This window comes from Bacillus changyiensis, from assembly GCF_027706145.1.
Classification (GTDB): Bacteria; Bacillota; Bacilli; order Bacillales; family Bacillaceae; genus Bacillus; species Bacillus changyiensis.
On the sequence record NZ_JAQFWW010000001.1, the window covers coordinates 970,012 to 988,348 of the forward strand.

Annotated in this window: 14 protein-coding genes and 2 pseudogenes; 5 read left to right on the plus strand and 11 right to left on the minus strand. The window is 38.3% G+C overall.

Annotation, left to right across the window (positions count from 1 at the left end; translation table 11 throughout):
- The first annotated feature begins 76 nt into the window (after positions 1-76).
- Both PDT38_RS05095 and PDT38_RS05100 read left to right on the plus strand, forming a co-directional pair.
- A complete protein-coding gene (locus PDT38_RS05095) occupies positions 77-1,378 on the plus strand; it encodes an MFS transporter (protein ID WP_270799479.1) in 1,302 nt (433 codons plus the stop codon).
- A gap of 139 nt (positions 1,379-1,517) precedes the next feature.
- Entirely contained in the window at positions 1,518-1,976 is a 459-nt protein-coding gene (locus PDT38_RS05100; protein WP_270800143.1) for a YkyB family protein, read from the plus strand.
- 35 nt (positions 1,977-2,011) lie between these two features.
- Here the strand turns inward: PDT38_RS05100 and PDT38_RS05105 are convergent, their stop codons facing one another.
- The gene (locus PDT38_RS05105) at positions 2,012-2,935 is read right to left on the minus strand and encodes a chemotaxis protein (protein WP_270799480.1); all 924 of its coding nucleotides are present in this window, start codon (positions 2,933-2,935) and stop codon (positions 2,012-2,014) included.
- Positions 2,936-3,007: 72 nt separating this feature from the next.
- Complete coding sequence (locus tag PDT38_RS05110; RefSeq protein WP_270799482.1) at positions 3,008-4,324, minus strand: MFS transporter; 1,317 nt, start codon at positions 4,322-4,324, stop codon at positions 3,008-3,010.
- A gap of 110 nt (positions 4,325-4,434) precedes the next feature.
- On the opposite strand from PDT38_RS05110, the gene PDT38_RS19565 reads away from it, so the two are divergent.
- The 3 genes and pseudogenes from PDT38_RS19565 (at position 4,435) to PDT38_RS05125 (ending at position 6,533) form a co-directional block, all read left to right on the plus strand.
- A complete protein-coding gene (locus PDT38_RS19565) occupies positions 4,435-4,791 on the plus strand; it encodes a hypothetical protein (protein WP_270799483.1) in 357 nt (118 codons plus the stop codon).
- Positions 4,792-5,029: 238 nt separating this feature from the next.
- Positions 5,030-5,185: a hypothetical protein gene (locus tag PDT38_RS05120; protein WP_270799484.1), complete on the plus strand. Its 156-nt coding sequence runs from the start codon at positions 5,030-5,032 to the stop codon at positions 5,183-5,185.
- A 134-nt stretch (positions 5,186-5,319) separates the two neighbouring features.
- Positions 5,320-6,533, plus strand: a pseudogene (locus PDT38_RS05125) (aminotransferase A).
- Here PDT38_RS05125 and PDT38_RS05130 read toward each other — a convergent pair.
- From PDT38_RS05130 to PDT38_RS05165, 9 genes and pseudogenes are all read right to left on the minus strand, one after another.
- The gene (locus PDT38_RS05130; protein ID WP_270799487.1) at positions 6,514-8,325 is read right to left on the minus strand and encodes a PAS domain-containing protein; all 1,812 of its coding nucleotides are present in this window, start codon (positions 8,323-8,325) and stop codon (positions 6,514-6,516) included. The pseudogene PDT38_RS05125 and the gene PDT38_RS05130 overlap by 20 nt on opposite strands.
- Before the next feature lie 161 nt (positions 8,326-8,486).
- The gene (locus PDT38_RS05135) at positions 8,487-10,604 is read right to left on the minus strand and encodes a peptidoglycan D,D-transpeptidase FtsI family protein (protein ID WP_270799488.1); all 2,118 of its coding nucleotides are present in this window, start codon (positions 10,602-10,604) and stop codon (positions 8,487-8,489) included.
- 172 nt (positions 10,605-10,776) lie between these two features.
- Positions 10,777-12,891, minus strand: a complete 2,115-nt coding sequence (locus PDT38_RS05140; protein WP_270799489.1) for a peptidoglycan D,D-transpeptidase FtsI family protein — start codon at positions 12,889-12,891, stop codon at positions 10,777-10,779.
- A 176-nt stretch (positions 12,892-13,067) separates the two neighbouring features.
- Positions 13,068-13,940: an NAD(P)-dependent oxidoreductase gene (locus PDT38_RS05145; protein WP_270799490.1), complete on the minus strand. Its 873-nt coding sequence runs from the start codon at positions 13,938-13,940 to the stop codon at positions 13,068-13,070.
- A 14-nt stretch (positions 13,941-13,954) separates the two neighbouring features.
- On the minus strand, positions 13,955-14,740 hold the full coding sequence (locus tag PDT38_RS05150; RefSeq protein ID WP_270799491.1) for an SDR family oxidoreductase: 786 nt from the start codon (positions 14,738-14,740) through the stop codon (positions 13,955-13,957).
- 131 nt (positions 14,741-14,871) lie between these two features.
- Positions 14,872-15,819: a methyl-accepting chemotaxis protein gene (locus PDT38_RS19380; RefSeq protein ID WP_394356241.1), complete on the minus strand. Its 948-nt coding sequence runs from the start codon at positions 15,817-15,819 to the stop codon at positions 14,872-14,874.
- A pseudogene (locus tag PDT38_RS19385) lies at positions 15,814-16,839 on the minus strand (cache domain-containing protein); the annotation flags it as partial. The gene PDT38_RS19380 and the pseudogene PDT38_RS19385, both read right to left, overlap by 6 nt.
- 95 nt (positions 16,840-16,934) lie before the next feature.
- Positions 16,935-17,963, minus strand: a complete 1,029-nt coding sequence (gene splB, locus PDT38_RS05160) for a spore photoproduct lyase (protein WP_270799494.1) — start codon at positions 17,961-17,963, stop codon at positions 16,935-16,937.
- A 32-nt stretch (positions 17,964-17,995) separates the two neighbouring features.
- Positions 17,996-18,226, minus strand: coding sequence for a transcriptional regulator SplA domain-containing protein (locus tag PDT38_RS05165; RefSeq protein ID WP_270799496.1), 231 nt, complete (start codon positions 18,224-18,226; stop codon positions 17,996-17,998).
- Between the last annotated feature and the right edge of the window lie 111 nt (positions 18,227-18,337).

Sequence of the window (18,337 nt, forward strand, 5' to 3'; positions counted from 1 at the left end):
CTCTGCATATTTGAACAATCACCCCATCTTGTATTAAAATATAATAGGACCTTTAGAGTAAGGAGCATATATATTTATGGATATCTTTCAAAATCGTAATTTTCTTCGGCTCTTTTTTGCAGCCTTTACCTCGCAAATGGGAACAACAGTGGGGAATTTGGCTTTCGCTTTTTTCTTGCTCGATAGGTTCAGTAGCCAGCCGGTCTATACGACAATTGCTGAACTGATGTATTCACTCCCTACAATTTTTGTTTTCTTTCTCGTTGGTGTGGTCGCTGACCGTTTTGACCGTAAGAAAGTGGCCGAAAACTGTGATTGGATCAGAGCAGGATTGACTGCCATTCTCTTTTTTGTATTATTTCTCGAGTCTATTCCGCTTGTCTTGTTCGTTCTGTTTATCAGAAGTGCGGTGACAAAATTTTTCTTTCCTGCTGAAGCAAGTTTGGTTCAGGCTATTTTGCGAAAAGATCAATATGCAAAAGCAGCTGGACTTAATCAAATGCTTTTCAGTTTATTTATGCTGTTTGGTGTAGGGCTTGGTGCCTTTATGTATAAAACGATCGGCCTGCATGGAGCGATCGCTCTCGATTTTATCAGCTTCATCATATCTGGTCTTTTAATCCGCTTCTGTGATATACCGATTGAAGCCAGGCAGCCAAATGGAAAAAACGGCTGGAAAAACTCTGCTGTGAAAGATTCTATGCATGACTTTAAAGAAGGTATCGTTTATATTTTAAAAAGCAAGTTGCTTGCATCTCTTGTATTCGGGTACTTTGTCTTCGGATTTGTCAGCGGCGGATTAGCTGTATTACCTATGTTTAAAATGAAATATGTGCTTTCTCCTGAATCATATGAGTGGCATACATCACTCTTTACCATCGTTCTTGGTATCGGACTTTTGATAGGAGCTGTAACCGGAGCTCTTCTTTCTAAAAAAGTGAAACCTGAATTCTTGATGTCAGTGCCTATTTTGATTGCAGGAGCATTCATTATTCTACTGGGATTCACAGATCAATTAATTGTTTATTATGCTGCAGCTTTTTTGGCTGGAACATGTATTGGACCTGTTAATACTGCACTCGGAGGCTGGATCCCTAAAATTGTTCACCCTAGATTAATGGGAAGAGTAAGCGGCTGGACAGATCCGCTGATGATGATGGCCCAGTCTTCGGCACTCGGTCTGATTGCTCTGTTATTCCCAGCAATGATTAGTAATATCAATTATATCTATTACGGTCTGGCAGCTACTATACTTTTAGCAGGTTTGTATTATTTTATAACTTTGCCAAAATTAAGTGTTCAGACTGCAGAAATTGATGTTCATGAAACATTAAAAAGACAAAAAAGTACAAAAACGAAAATGAACTCCATCACCTAAAGAAAAAAATACGCAATTTAACCAAGAAATTGCGTATTTTTTATGAAATATTTGCATTTTCCATTGTATTTCGTATAATTTAGACATAACCTTTACATCTTTAGGAGGTGGTGAGGAAAGCATGGATAGGAGACAGAAAATGGACGACCATAATCATACTAAAGAATTAAAACCGACAATTGAAAATCTTTCAAAAGCAATTTATACAGTCAATCGTCACGCTAAAACAGCAACTAATCCCAAATTCCTATATCTGCTGAAAAAAAAGGCATTACAAAAACTGATCAATGATGGGAAAGGGAAAAAGGTTGGGCTCCATTTTTCAAAAAACCCAAAATTTAGTCAGCAGCAATCAGATGTACTCATATCTCTCGGAGACTACGTTTTTCATATGCCTCCAACTAAAGAAGACTTCGAAAATCTCCCACACTTAGGTACACTTAATCATTCATATCGGAATCCTAGAGCTCAAATGTCTCTGTACATTGCGAAGCAGCTTCTCCAAAACTATACGGGATTAAAAGAAAAATCACTAATGACCGGTCGAAAACAAGCGACAAAACCAGTGTTTAAACGACTCGGTGAGAGTTATTTTTAATTAACAAAAAAAGCCTCTTTCCAAGGCTTTTTTTGTTAATCTTTTTTCATAATATATTTATCAAGTTTTTCAATCAACTCGTTCAGTTCTGGTTTGCTAATCTGTTCATCAGCACCGACTTTTTCCCCTTTATGGCGAAGGTCATCTGTGATCAGTGAAGAGAAAATCAAGACTGGTACCCTATTGCTTAACGGATTATCTTTGATCAGCTTTGTTAAGCGGTGTCCGTCCATTTGCGGCATTTCAATATCAGTGATCATTAAATCGATTTGTTGATCAAGCGGTGTTCCATCCTCAATCATGTTCATCAGGTGATCATAAGCATCTTTGCCATTTTCAAAGGAGAGGATATTGTTGTAGCCTGCTTCATTTAATTTTTCCACTAAAAGGCGGAGAAGTAAAGGAGAATCTTCAACAATCACCAGTTTTTTAGATGTTCTTCGCTGATCAAATGTCTCATCTTTTACTTCATAAGGATTAACACCTGTTTCAGATTCCAGATCAAAAATAATTTTTTCGTAATCAGGTAGGAAAATCATGGTTCCATCAAGTTTGATAATTCCAGTAAGATGCCTTTCCATTCCTTGATTCAATGCAGTCGGCTTTTCAATTTCTTCCCATGAAACCCGATGGATTTGAGAAACCGAACCAGTGTGAAAAACGATTTTGCGTTTATTAAATTCAGTTACGATATATTTCTCCTGTTTTTCTTCTTCTTCTCCATGCTCTACTCCAAAAAACGAGAATAAATCAATTACCGGAAGAATCTCACCTCTTAGCGTGATCATTCCTTCAACATGTCTTTGGGAATGAGGTACTTTTGTAATTTCGACAGGTTGAATAATTTCTCTCACTTTCATTACATTGATACCAAATATATTGCAGCCAACTTCAAACTTGACAATTTCCAACTCATTGGTTCCGGAACTTAATAAAATCTCCTGTTTATTTAAAGACACGGATATCCCTCTCTATCTACATCTATTTTATTTTTAATATCGGCATCTTTATGTAAAAGTTGATGTTTCTGCTCAATTTGGTTTTACACGTTGAAGAACAATTAAACCAGCCAAAGTCAATAAAATCAAAGAACCAAACGCCATTCGACTTGCTACGTTCCCTAAATCATGGAACAATAATGTAATTGAACCATAAAGTAATGGACCAAAGACGGAAGAAATCTTACCAGACAATGCAAACATACCGAAAAATTCACCACGTTTATGCGGAGGTGTTAGTTCGATAATGAATGTTCTTGAGGTAACCCAACTTCCTCCAAGCGCGACCCCAAATAATCCGCCTGCCACCCAAAACATCGCTTCTGATTTGGCAAGGGTACCGATTGTTAAAGCGATAATTAAGATAACCCCCACAAGGCTGACCGCTCTTTTCGCGCCAATCCTTTTGGTGACATACCCTAACATAAAAGATCCGATAATACTGAATATTGTTGAGACTAGATATACCCCAATGAACTGTTTACCTACAATACCAAATACCGTCGCTGAATAGACTGCCATGATCCCAACAGTTGTCGCAAGCGCGTCATTGAGAAAAAAGTAAGCGATCATAAACAAAAAAACGGAACGATATAAACGAATGTCTTTAAAGGTTTTGATGATTTCTTTGTATCCGCTAAAAAACGATTTTTTCTCAAGTACTTCCGTTTTCCGTTTCTCCTTTGTAAACAAAATGTATGGAAGAGAAAAGAATAAAACTAATAGAGCGGACGGAATAAATGCTCGATGGAATTGATGGTCTCCTACGAAAGCGTAAACCGTTAACCCTACCAATGTACCGATATAGCCGACGGCAATTCCAAACCCTGATATGAGAGGGATTTGTTCTTTTGTTCCTAAATCAGGCAAAATGTTATCATAAAACACTAAACTGGAGTTATAAAAAAACTTTGCGATCACAAACAGGACGATCACGATTAGTAATTGCAATGGAACACCTGCTATTTTTTGCGAAAATGAAGCACCTGCAAATACTCCCATTAATATAGTTGACGTCACACAAATGAGTGTGAACGGAGCGATATACCGTTTTTTCCTACCTGTCCTATCAATCAAAACACCATATAACGGTGTAAACATCACCAATAATATACTTGATGCAGAATTTGCGTATGAGATAAACGTGCTTGCTAGTTGATCCATACTAGCACTATTTCCGACAGCCTCTTTTAAATAGTAAGGAAAAAAGATTGTGACAATATTTGATGAAAAGATCGTATTTGCAAAATCATACAATGCCCATGAAAGGATCGGCAAAGTCAAAAACAATGTGAATCCTTTTGTCTGGGTATCTTTCAATGTTTTCTCTTGTTCCGGCTGAATCTTCATCAAAAAACCCCCTTTATTGTACTTTGGAAACAATAGTAAGCATTCTGAGTAGGTGCTAGTTACTTTTTTATAACGATTGTCTTAACTAAAAGATCATGAAGTGTTTGCTGTTGCTTAGTAAACAAAGCGAAAATAAAAATGGGATAAACATTATTTTGCAAAAAAACGGCCAACAGCAGTCCCAAAAGAAATTTTTCTTCTCTTTACTTTATCTACGACTTGAATTCCCATTACCCTTTTACTGTTTGTTGCTTTCCATGTCGATGATTCCATCAGTGTGTAAAAATAATACACCCAGAAAAAACCATGACAGCAGCCTTAAGAGTGTCCATGAAGATCAAATGCATGAAGAACACATTCCAAAAAACCGCTTGCCTTATCAAAGATTCTATGATTTTTCAAGAGCTTCCGTTGCAATGAATACACTCATGAACAGAGAAATGGATCAGATCAATACAATAAGCTAAAAAACGCGGAGCAAACTCCGCATATTCACTCCTATCTAAAGTTGGAGCTGTTCCATGTTTACTTAATTCCAAATTTCTACCTCCTAACCTTTATATGTTACTAACAATTTCCGATTTGAAGCAATATCGATCACATTTTTTTAAACTAAATTTAAAGTTTTGCTCACAATATGGACATTGAATTCCAAAGATTTCATGTTACAATAATGAAGGATTTTTACAAGGAAGGTGTTTAATGATGGGAACTATCATTATGATCAAAGATCAGGAAGTCACCGTGATGGAAGAAATCAGTAAAGCCATTTATTTAGAAATGGTAAAGACGTGTTCAGAAAATGTTGAGCAAACTTATCTCTCTTGGAAGGAAAACCTTGATTCAGAATATGGGTATTGAAAGGCAATCACTTGATTGTCTTCTTTTTTTCTTCTAGTGATGTTGTTTTTTGCATATACATGGCTTAAAAGATGACAATTCAACTAATGATGGTAAAATTAAGATAAAAGATCATATTGTTAAGGTGATGAAAAATGGAACATTTGCTAAATTCAAATGTAAAACAAATTGAAATTTCGGGGATACGTAAGTTTTCAAACCTCGTTTCCCAGTATGAAAATGTCATTTCATTGACAATTGGCCAGCCTGATTTCTTCACCCCTCATCATGTAAAGCAAGCTGCAAAAAAAGCGATAGATGACAATGATACATCATATACGCATAATGCCGGATATCCGGAGTTGCGTCAGGCTGTCCAATTATATATGAAAAAGAAAACCGAGTTAAATTATGAAGCAGATAGCGAAATTATCATTACAACCGGAGCGAGCCAAGCGATTGATGCAACACTTCGAACGATTTTATCACCGGGTGATGAAGTTATTCTTCCAGGTCCTGTTTATCCCGGTTATGAACCGATTATTAGGATGTGTGGTGCCACTCCACTGATCGTTGACACCACATCTCACGGCTTTAAATTAACAGCTAAGTTAATCGAGGAAGCTCTAACACCAAAAACGAAATGTGTTCTGCTTTCATATCCGTCAAACCCGACCGGAATGACGCTTACAGAAGACGAACTAAAAGACATTGCCGCCCTTTTAAAAGGACGGAATGTGTTTGTTCTATCAGATGAAATATACAGTGAACTCACTTTTGACAGGCCGCATCATTCAATTGCTTCCGTTTTAAGGGATCAAACCATTGTGATTGGCGGGCTTTCCAAATCCCACAGTATGACCGGCTGGAGAATCGGGTTCTTGTTTGCCCCAAAAGAGGTGGCTAAACACATTTTAAAAGTCCATCAGTACAATGTATCATGCGCTTCTTCCATTTCCCAAAAAGCAGCCATAGAAGCTGTCACAAATGGTGTTGATGATTCACTGATCATGAAGGAACAATATAAAAAACGGCTTGACTATGTTTATGACAGACTTGTCACAATGGGGCTTGATGTCATTAAACCGTCAGGAGCATTTTATATCTTTCCTTCGATTAAATCGTTTGAAATGCCTTCTTTTGATTTTTGTTTATCACTTCTAAAAGAAGAGGGACTGGCGATTGTACCGGGCAGCTCGTTTTCCAAATACGGGGAAGGTTATGTGAGGATTTCTTATGCATACTCACCCGATACACTGCGGGAAGGACTTGATCGACTGGAATCATTTGTATTCAAGAAAAGACAGGCGATTGAGACTACATAAACAACGGCTTTTTGAGCCGTTGTTTTATTTTGGAAAAGATATAACAAACGTTGTGCCTTTTTCTTCTTGAGTATCGATTTCGATTGTGCCATTGTGGTTTTCAATAATATTGAAGGTAACCATTAATCCAAGCCCTGTTCCCTTTTCTTTTGTTGTTAAAAAAGGTTCACCGATCCGTTTGAGAACATGTTCGGGGATTCCTTTTCCTTCATCTTGAACCATAACGGTAACGGCTTGCTTCGTTTCTGTCACACTTAAATGAACAGTCCCACCATCTGGCATTGATTCAACAGCATTTTTTATTAGGTTAATAAATACTTGCTTTAACTGGTTTTGATCCCCTTTTATACAAACCTTTTCATCTGAGAGATTCGTATTCATCATGATGCCGTTCAAATTAGCTTGTGTTTCTAAGAGAGCCGTTACTTCGCGAATCAGTTTGATCAAATCAAGCTTTTCTTGTAATGCATTTTGCTGAGGTTTTGCGAGCATCAATAGCTCGCTCAAAATCAATTCGATTCTACTTAATTCTGAAAAAATGATATTAAAATAATCCTCGTTTTCTTCCATTGTTGGCTTCATCAATTGTAAAAATCCTTTAATCGCTGTTAGTGGATTGCGAATTTCATGAGCAATTCCAGCAGCAAGCTGACCGGCAATTGACAATTTTTCAGAACGCACCATTAACTCTTCTGTCTGTTTTCTTTCAGAAATATCTCTTAAGATGACTTGAACAGCTGTTTCACCGAAAAATGTCGTGGGAATACAGACCATCTCTGTATAGATTAGACGGTTGCCAAAAGTATGCCAAGTTTGTTTAATGATTTCAGATTCAGATTTTCGATCCACGATTCGCTTCAGCCTTGCTTTCACTTCTTCATGATCACAATGATGAAGCTGTTCTTCAATATTTTTGCCAATTAAATCTTCATATGATTTCGCCTCAAACAGACGAATCCCTGATTCATTCATGAATACCCATTTGCCTTTATGAATAACAGCTATTGTGTCAATCGAATTTTGGATCAGCAATTGGTAACGTTCCCTGCTTTTTTGTAATATCGTTTGAAATTTCTTTCTTGACGAAATATCTATCAACAATATCAGTTCCGCTTTTTGGTTTTGATAAACGGTCGGAGCCGCTTTAACTTCAAGATGGATTTGCTGACCATTCAGCTTTTTCCATGTCTGCTCGATCATTCCGACATGAAGCCCTTTTTGCATTCTCATGATGCGATTTTTGACAATGTCATGATACTCTTTCTCAATAAAATCGTAGGAATACTTACCGATAATTTGCTGTTTATGTTCTGCTCCGAGAAGACTGACAAAGGCATCATTGACATAGACAATTTTCCCCTGAACACTGATACACAAAGGACTGGGTAAACCTTCAATCATCGCTTGAAATTCTTCTTTGACCGGATTTGTGCCCGGTTTTTCCGGTCCGGTCTCCTCATGAGAATTCTTCTTCTTAGTAGAGGGACGGTCTTCAAACACTTTCATTTTGAGAACAATTTCCCGCTCTTTTTCACCAACATGTGTCGTCACAAAATCAATCGCTGCTTCGATCCAAATCAATGTGTAATCTTTTTTTACAAATCTAAACGTGTATGGCAACAAATGATGCTCATTGTAAAAATAGCTTTCTACCAGAAAAAGATCGTCTTTGTGTAAATAGTCCTTCAAATACGTACCGATCAGTTCGTTTTGCTTGTAGCCCAGCATCTCTTTGCAGTTGGCAGATATATAGATAAACCGGCCGTTTGCTGATAGGACTGCCTGTAAATTCACATGGGGTTTATATTGCTCAAAACGTTTTGTTTTTTGTTCCATCATATCCCTCCTTTATACCCTTATTCATGACCAGCATTCATTAAAACAATTTTGTTTAAAAAGATTCGCTAAAATACGAAAAATCTCCTTCAAAACTTCTAGGTTTCGTCAAAATTTGCAAACAAAAAAAGAACACGGCGGAAATCCGTGTTCTTTTTTGTCTAATGTTTGTCATGTTTTTTTTGTAGATCAACATAAGCATTGACGATTCTCTTAGAAATGTTTTTGCTGATTGGCGCTTTATCATTACTAAGATATGGAACAACAACACTAAAAGCAATCTTTGGATGTTCTGACGGATAATAGCCAGCAAAGGTTAGATTGTATGACATATCTCCCCAGCGGCTTTTATTTGTACCATAATAAGGTTTCTGTGCTGTTCCAGTTTTGCCTGATACGTCATTTTTTCCAAATAAATTGTGTGCAGTTCCTCCCTGTTGTGTTACTTTTTTCAAACCTCTTTTAACAATTTCAATATCACTAGCAGAATTGTTAATTCGATTCAAAACAGTTGGTGATCGTTCTTCAATAACAGGTCCTAACTTTTCACTTTCAGGTTGATGGATACCTTTGACAATTCGCGGTTGCACTCTGTATCCACCATTCGCAATTGTTGACATATATTGTGCAAGCTGCAGCGGTGTATACGTATCAAACTGTCCAATCGCTTCATCAAGAATGAGTCCTCCGACCATTTTTGGTGTTGTTTGAATCCCTGCTGATTCTTGCGGCAAATCAATCCCTGTTTTCACCCCAAGCCCAAATTGATTGTAATAATACCTCATTTTCTTTAGGTCTTCAAGATCTGCTGGAATAGGGGCATTCCGTTTATATGTGACCCCTGAAATTCTCATCGCCACATAAAACATATAGACGTTTGAACTTTTTTGAAGCGCTCTAACTTCGTCAGCCCAGCCGATATTGTTTCCAGTGTATGAGCCTTTACCCTTCGGCATACCTGCAGGGTATAGTTTTGTGTCAAAATATTGTTGCCCGTGTGGCATCCCGTCCTGATAACCGGCAAGCACTGTCGCGCCTTTTACAGCTGATCCCATTTCATACTGCGTCGTAAATGTACCGATCGCATAATCGGTAATTTTGCCGTCCACAATTTGCTTTCCAGCCATTGATAAGACATCGCCATTATTCGGATCCATCATCACCACAAACGCTCTATCAAGCATAGAATTTGAACCGCGAAACGTATTCAACTCATCTTCAATAATCTTTTCCACTTTCTGTTGCAGTTCGATATCAAAAGATAGTTGCAGATCATAGCCGCGTCTTCCTTCATCAATTGTTTCTTGGCCAACGACTTTGCCGGCTCTGTTTTCATTGTATTGCACTTTTGCTTTTTTCGGATTTAAATATTCTTCATATTGATATTCAAGATAGCTTTTGCCGACTCGGTCGTTTCTAGCATATCCTCTTGTCAAATAAAAGTCCTCTCTATCTTTGAGCAGTCCTTGTTCAGGTGTTGTGACACCGCCTAAGATCGAGTACAGTGATTTTTCATGCGGATATTTACGTGTCCAGTCCATGATCACATCGACCCCTGGTAGTTCTTCCAAATGCTCGGACACGCGTGATACTTCTTCATAAGTTAAATCTTGTGCAGGCAGCTGTTTGGAAGACTTTTCATCTAGCAATTTGTCGCTATCTTTAGAGGATTTTTTCGGATTCATCGCTTTGACGATCTGTGGTTCATAGGCATATCCGCCGGAAAACCTTCTGAAAAAAGCAGCCGTTTCAAGTTCTTGTTTATTTTTTTTCAGCGCTTTAATGTCGCTTTCAGGAACACGCTTCACTTGAAGTGCATATGTTTCCTTAGCCCTTAATTTTTTCTCTTTATCACTCAAGAGACCCGCAGCTTTTTCTTCATGCTTAGCAAGCCAGTAGTCTTTTAAATCTCTCTCTTTCAAAAATGAGGTGTCAATATCAATCAGATCTGCCAGTTTTTTTGCTGTCTTCAATTTTCCCTCTGTTTTCGTGCCTTTCATGTTCGTGTACGTGATGGCCGGTACACTTTGGTTATCAACGACAACACGTCCGTATCTGTCATACATTTTCCCCCGTGGAGCCGGATATGTGGCAATTTTGGCATCGATTCTTGAAGCTTGTTCCTCATAGTCTTCACCCTTGACAATTTGTACAACGCCTAGCTTGATGATGAGTGCAGCAAACAAGGTGAATACAGCAAAGAAATACAGATTAATCCGCCAGAGGCGGGAACGTCTAGATTTTTTTATTTCAACAGGATTGAGTCCAGGTTTCGTCACTCAACATTCTCTCCCTTATCATGTCGATATTTATATTAAAATTATATTTTAACATTTTTATTATCAGCGTGACAATTTTAAATTTTACTACTTTAATATGACGAATCTAAACTATTCTGAGGGGTTTTAAACATTAACAAAAAAACACGGCGGAAATCCGTGTTCTTTTTTGTTAATGTTTGTCATGTTTTTTTTGCAAATCTGCATAGGCTCTGATGACTTTCTCAGCGATTATTTTATTCATCTTTGTATCATCATCAATAGATGGAACAACAACACTAAAGGTAACCTTTGGATGTTCTGATGGATAATAGCCGGCAAATGTGATATTGTCTATTGCATTTCCAAAGTATTGTTTTTTTTCACCGTAATAGTTTGTTTCTGCTGTTCCGGTTTTGCCTGCTACATCATACGATTTGAAGAATGTGGCCGCTGTTCCTCCTGCTTGTGTTACTTTTTTTAAGCCTATTTTAACTCTTTCAATGTCACTAGCAGAATTATTGATTCGATTCAAAACTTTTGGTGATCGTTCTTCAATAACAGGTCCAAGCTTTTCACTTTCAGGCTGATGGATACTTTTGACGATTCGCGGTTGCACCCTGTATCCGCCATTTGCAATTGTTGACATATATTGTGCAAGCTGCAGCGGTGTATATGTATCAAACTGTCCAATTGCTTCATCAAGAAGAAGTCCTCCGACCACTTTTGGATTTGTTTGCATCCCAGCTGATTCATGTGGTAAGTCAATCCCTGTTTTCACACCAAGCCCAAATTGATTGTAATAATATCTCATTTTCTTTAAATCTTCAAGATCTGCTGGAAGGGGACCGTGCGGTTTATATGTAAGTCCTGCAATCCTCATCGCCACATAAAACATATAAATGTTTGAACTTTTTTGAAGTGCTGTAACTTCATTAATAGGACCGAAGCCGCCCGTTTTCCACGATCCTTTTTTTAAATCTCCTGAAAAAACTAGTTTTCCATTATCAGTATAGTACTGCCCATGTGGCATCCCGTCCTGATAACCGGCAAGCACTGTCGCGCCTTTAACAGCTGACCCCATTTCATACTGGGTCGTAAATGTACCGATCGCATAATCGGTGATTTTGCCGTCCACAATTTGCTTTCCCGCCATTGATAAGACATCGCCATTATTCGGATCCATCATCACCACAAAGGCTCTGTCAAGCATAGGATTGGAACCACGGAACCGATTCAGCTCATCTTCAATGATTTTTTCCACTTTCTGTTGCAGTTCGATATCAAAAGATAGTTGCAGATCATAGCCGCGTCTTCCTTCATCAATTGTTTCTTGGCCAACGACTTTGCCGGCTCTGTTTTCATTGTATTGCACTTTTGCTTTTTTCGGATTTAAATATTCTTCATATTGATACTCAAGATAGCTTTTGCCGACTCGGTCATTTCTTGCATATCCTCTTGTCAAATAAAAATCCTCTCTATCTTTGAGCAGTCCCTGTTCAGGTGTTGTGACACCGCCAAGTACAGAGTACAGTGTTTTTTCATATGGATATTTGCGCGTCCAGTCCATGATCACATCGACCCCTGGCAACTCTTCCAAATGCTCAGACACGCGCGATACTTCTTCATAAGTTAAATCTTGGGCAGGCAACTGCTTGGAAGACTTTTCATCTAGCAATTTGTCGCTATCTTTAGAGGATTTTTTCGGATTCATCGCTTTGACGATCTGTGGTTCATAGGCATATCCACCGGAAAACCTTCTGAAAAAAGCAGCCGTTTCAAGCTCTTGTTTATTTTTTTTCAATGCTTTAATTTCATTTTCAGGAACACGCTCAATTTGAAGTGCATATGTTTTCTTAGCGTTAAACTTTTTCTCTTTATCACTCAACAGTTTAGTTGCATCTTCTTCATGTGTGGCAATCCAGTAGTCTTTTAAATCTCTCTCTTTCAAAAATGAGGTGTCAATATCGATCAGCTTTGCAAGTTTTGCTGCTATCTTTACTTTTTCTTTTGTTTCTGTGCCTTTCATGTTCGTGTACGTGATGGCTGGCACACTTTGGTTATCAACGACAACACGCCCGTATCTGTCATACATTTTCCCACGTGGAGCTGGGTATGTAGCCACTTTTGCATCGATTCTTGTAGCTTGTTCCTCATAGTCTTCACCCTTGACAATTTGTACAACCCCTAGTTTGATGATGAGTGCAGCAAACAAGCTGAATACAGCAAAGAAATACAGATTAATCCGCCAGAGACGGGAACGTCTAGATCTTTTTATCTCAACAGGATCAAGTCCAGGTTTCGTCACTGAACATTCTCTCCCTTCATGATGTGAATTTTTTGTTAAAAATGATTTTTATCGTTTACAATTTTTAATTTTACTACTTTAATAGGACGGATCAAAAGCCTATTTCGTTTCTCTTTTTTTGTCAGGGACATAAAAACACCACTTGCTTTCCACCGGGAATGCAAGTGGTGTTCCGTTTATTTTTCATCAATCCAAAGTTTGAATAAACTTTGTGTGCCACTGTTTGCTTCACCTTGATCGGCAAGTCTCTCATAAAGGGTTTTGGCAAGCTCTAGTCCCGGCATTTTCTCGCCCATCACTTCTGCTTCTTCAAGGGCAATTTTCAAATCCTTAATGAAATGTTTTACGTAAAAGCCAGGCTGGAAGTCCCCTTTAAGCATTCTTGGTGCAAGATTGGAAAGTGACCAGCTTCCCGCAGCACCTGTTGTTATACTCTTTAATACATGTTCAGGATCAAGTCCTGCCTTTTTCGCATATACCATTGCCTCCACAACACCGATCATCCCTGAGGCAATGGCAATCTGATTGCACATTTTTGTATGTTGACCACTGCCTGCCGGTCCTTGATATTGAATGTTTTCACCTATGATAGAAAAAAGCGGAAGACATGCTTCATATGCCTCTCGGTCCCCACCAACCATAATCGCCAATGTTCCATTTTGGGCACCAATATCTCCTCCTGAAACTGGGGCATCCAATGCATGCAGTAATTTTACTTTTGCAGCTCTCGCAATTTGTTTGGCAAGCGAAGGTTTTGAAGTGGTCATGTCAATCAAATATGACCCTTCTTTAGCATGTTCAAGCAATCCTTCACTTCCGAAATAAACCTCTTCAACATCTTGCGGATAGCCAACCATTGTCATGATCACATCTGCTGCTTTTGCTACTTCTTTAATAGAAGATTTCCAAATGGCACCTTTTCGCAAAAGATTTTCGGCTTTCTGTTTTGTCCTTGTATAAACAACTGTTCGATATCCTTCAGCCATGATATGTGAAGCCATACGATTTCCCATCACACCAACACCAATAAATCCGACCGTTTTTTCCATTTTGATCCTCCCCTTTAAATGGCTTTTACCATTCCACCGTCTATTAACAGCGTTTGCCCTGTCATATATGTATTTCGTTCTGATAAAAGAAAACTTGCATAATGTGCAAATTGTTCAGGCTTTCCATAAAACCCCAGAGGGATGCGGTGCTCAAAGTCTGCTCGCACTTGCTGTTGTGATAAACCGGATTCTTCTGCGATTTTCTGATCTAGCTCTGCCACACGGTCTGTAGCAATTCTTCCCGGAGCAAGCGTATTGATTAAAATGCGGTGCTTTGCCAATTCATCTGCTAGAGATTTTGTCAGACCAACAATCCCCATTCGGAAGGTGTTGGAGAGTAAAAGTCCAGGGATTGGCTGTTTAACTGATGATGATGCAATATTAATGATTCGACCGCCATTTTTCTGCAAATAGGGCAGTGTTTCACGGATCAAGCGAATATAGCTGAGCAAGTGCAACTCAAATGATTGAATCCAATCCTCATCTGTCAAATCCAATAGACTTCCACCTTTTGGTCCGCCAACATTATTGACAAGCATCTCAATCGATCCTGACACCTCAGCTGTTTTTTTAACCAATTCACTAATCTCAGCAGCGTTTGCATGATCACAAACATGATATGTGACAAGATTATTACCAAGCTCAGTTAATTCTTTTGCAGTGTTCTTTAAAGCTGTTTCATGTCTACCAGATAACACGACATTTGCACCTTCTTCAACAAGAGCGGTGGCAATCGCTTTTCCCAGCCCTTTGCTGCTTGCCGCTACAAGCGCCGTCTTTCCTTTCAGTTCCAGATCCATCAATCATCAGCTCCTTTCTTTTTATATTGTAACATGTCGTTCAATAAAGTAAGGATCTGTCCCCTTGGACATAAAAAAACCCCCTTTCATCTGTCTGTATGAAAGGGAGTTAAAGGGTGATTGCTCATCTACTAAATGTTGAATTTGTGAATTGCATCGACTAAATCTTTGTTTGCCTTGTTTAGAGACTCTGTTGATTTTGCAATCGTTTCTAATGCTGTCAGCTGCTCGTTTGCCGACGCGCTGACTTCTTCTGCTGCTGCTGCAGATTGTTGTGAAATGGCTGAAATACTTTGTATGGAGTCGGTCATTTTTTGTTGCTCTCCACTCATAGCAGTAATTTCAGAATAAACATGATCAATTGAATTGACTAAAGATTGCATTTCTACTGTAATCTTGTTCAGGGCTTCACCTGTCTCATGGATCATATTATTTTGTTCGCCATTCATCTTGCTTGCTTCTGTCATAGCTAATACAGCTTCTTTTGTTTCTAATTGAATTTGCTTCACTGTTTCTCTGATATGCTGTGAAGAAGTCGCTGATTGTTCCGCTAGTTTTCTGACTTCATCTGCAACGACAGCAAAACCGCGGCCGCTTTCACCGGCACGAGCTGCTTCAATACTTGCGTTAAGTGCCAAAAGATTGGTTTGATCAGAAATTGCTGAGATAGCCGTCACAACTTCTTCAATGTTTTTCGTTTTTTCTTCTAATTTCTGAAGCATTTGTTCAACTTTCTTATTTTCAGTATTCGCTTCATTCGATTTCATCAACAACTGTCCAAGCGCATCAATTCCACTATAACTTGCATCTTCTGATGTTTTTGATAGCTTTTGAATGCTGTCGGCATGGTGTTCAATTTCTTTCACTTTGACAAACATCTTCTCTGATTTTTCGTTAATCGTCTCAACTTCTGCTGCCTGTTCAGTAGCACCTGTTGCCACTTCTTCGATTGCTTTTGCAATTTGATCACTTGTTGATACTGTTTCATCTGAGATTGCAGTCAGTTGATTCGTTGACCCAGATACTTGTTCTGAGGAAGACTTGACTTTTATGATCATATCCTTCATATTTTCGACCATTTTATTAAAATCTTCTGCTAACATTCCGATTTCATCTTTTGATTTGACAACTGTTTGAACTGTTAAGTCTCCTTCAGCAACTGCTTTTGTTTTGGAAATCAACTGTTTAATCGGTCCGGTAATCGTTTTGGCCATGAAGAAGCTAAGAATGATGGCTACGACTAAGGCAATGATTGAGATCATCATGACTGTTTTATTCATCTCTTTAGCTATCCAAAGCACTTTTTCAGATTGAAATACCGCCCCTACTTTCCAACTTGTTCCGTCTATTGACTGATAAGCAATGACATTTTCTTCACCAATATTAATCCCGTCCTTAGCAGAGAGGATTTCTTTATACATGTTATCTTTTGATAAATCTTCTCCTTGTTTTGAAGGGTGTGCGACTGCTACTCCAGTTTTATCAATGATAAATGCAGTACCGTCATAAGGAACTTTTTGATTTTTAATGATTTTGTTCATTGAATCTAATGACAGGTCCAAACTGACAACACCTTTTACTTGATTGTTGACAACAATTGCTTTTGCTGCCGTAATGGTCATCTGTTTAGTCGCTGCATCTTCATATGGTTCTGTCCATATGACTTGGTCAGGGGTTTCTGCTGCTGCTTTATACCATGGTCTTGCAGTTGGATCATAGCCCTTGTCAAATGTAACTTTCGGGAATGTAACCATTTCCTTTTGATCTGTACCAATGTATGCTAAATTGACATAGCCATCTTTGTCCTTGATCTGTTTTAACTCGTCATTGATCAATTCTGTTGTTTTTTTATCCTTTTTATTTAAAAACGAAGTGGCCATTTTTCCGGAACCGATTCGTTCCAAGGTCATTTCATAGCTTTTCAGTTGAAGTTCGATATTCCCTTTAAGTGAACCAAGAATACTTGACGTTGAAGCCTTTGCCTCATCTTGAAGCATCGACTTTAAGATCGATGTTGTTGAGAATTGAAGAATAAGAACCGTTAAAACCAAAATGATTGTAACAAAACCAGCAATTTTCATGTGCAGTTTTTTAAACATGCTAAATCCCTCCTCTACTTACGCCTTCGTACCTTTTTTATCGGCTTTTATTTTTAATATTTAAGACATAAAAAATATGCAGCTAAAGCTGCATGTTATGTGAAGTATTCGATCTTCGCCTCTGGAAAATAGCCATCTACATAGGATTCTAAGGCTTCACGGAGTTCAGTTTCTTCCTCCTTTTGGTATATATATTTTCCGATTCCATATCTTCCCCATTTATAGCGACGTTTTTCTTCATCAAGTTCTAGTTTTGTTTTAGGATAATTTTTTTCAATGACTCTTTTTGCTGGCTTCGTAAATCGATGCTGAATCATTTCAAACGTGATATCTTTTCTGAGGTGAAGCGGAATGGCATCATCTAATTTTTCCAGTAATAACCTATAGCCTTCACGCCATCCGTCATAAATATAAATAGGCGCAATAATAAAACCAAGCGGATAACCTGCTTCAGCAATCTTTACAGCTGCTTCAATCCGTTTGTCGAGCGGTGATGTACCTGGTTCAAAATGTTTAATGACATAGTCTGCATTAACACTGAATCTAAACCGCGTTTTTCCATGATGTTTGGCATCAAGTAAATGGTCAACATGATGGAATTTTGTTACAAACCGCAATTTACCTAGATTTGTTTTTCCAAAGTGTTCAATCGCATGTTTTAATGTGTGTGTTAAATGATCGATTCCAACGATATCAGATGTGCAAGAAGCTTCAAAACGAGTCTCTTCAGGAGCACGTTCTTTCATATATTGATCAGCCTGTTCAAGAATCTCTTCAACATTAACATATGTTCTAATATATGGCTTACTTCCCATCGTTGTTTGTAAATAACAGTAGTGACAATGACCCATACAGCCTGTTGCAAACGGTATGGCAAACTCAGCCGATGGCTTTGAGGAATCAAATTTTAATGTTTTTCTAACACCAATGACTAACGTAGATTTTGCATTTCGGTATTTTTGAAAATGACCTTCTCCCGGTATATTACGGACTTGATTATGAGATGTCGTTTCCCTTATTTCAACACCCATATCGATAAATTTGTCCCTTAATTCCCTGCCGAGCGAATATTCTAAAGCCCTTGGTTCAATATATACAAGTTGGGGTACAAACGGTTTAACCATTTAAAAACAGACACATCCTTTTTCATTTGTTTTTAGGCCTCATCAAATAAATGACGATAAAGCTGTTCGGCCTCTTCATAAGAAGAAAATACAGCATCATCATCAGCCAGCGCATGATATGTATCATATAAAAACAAAGCCAGCTCACCATCATGAAGTGGGTGCTCAACAACTTCTGCTTCTTTAATATTGGCAACATTTGCAGCGTGGGGATTACGGTAAATGACATAGACTTGATCCCCAGCCTGAATACCATCTTTCATGAGACATTCTCCTTCCTAATAGCTACCTGTATTATCCCCAAGTGTGAAAGACTCATTCCAGAAAAATAAAAAACCTAGACGGCATGATGCCGTCTAGGTTTTTGGTTTGTT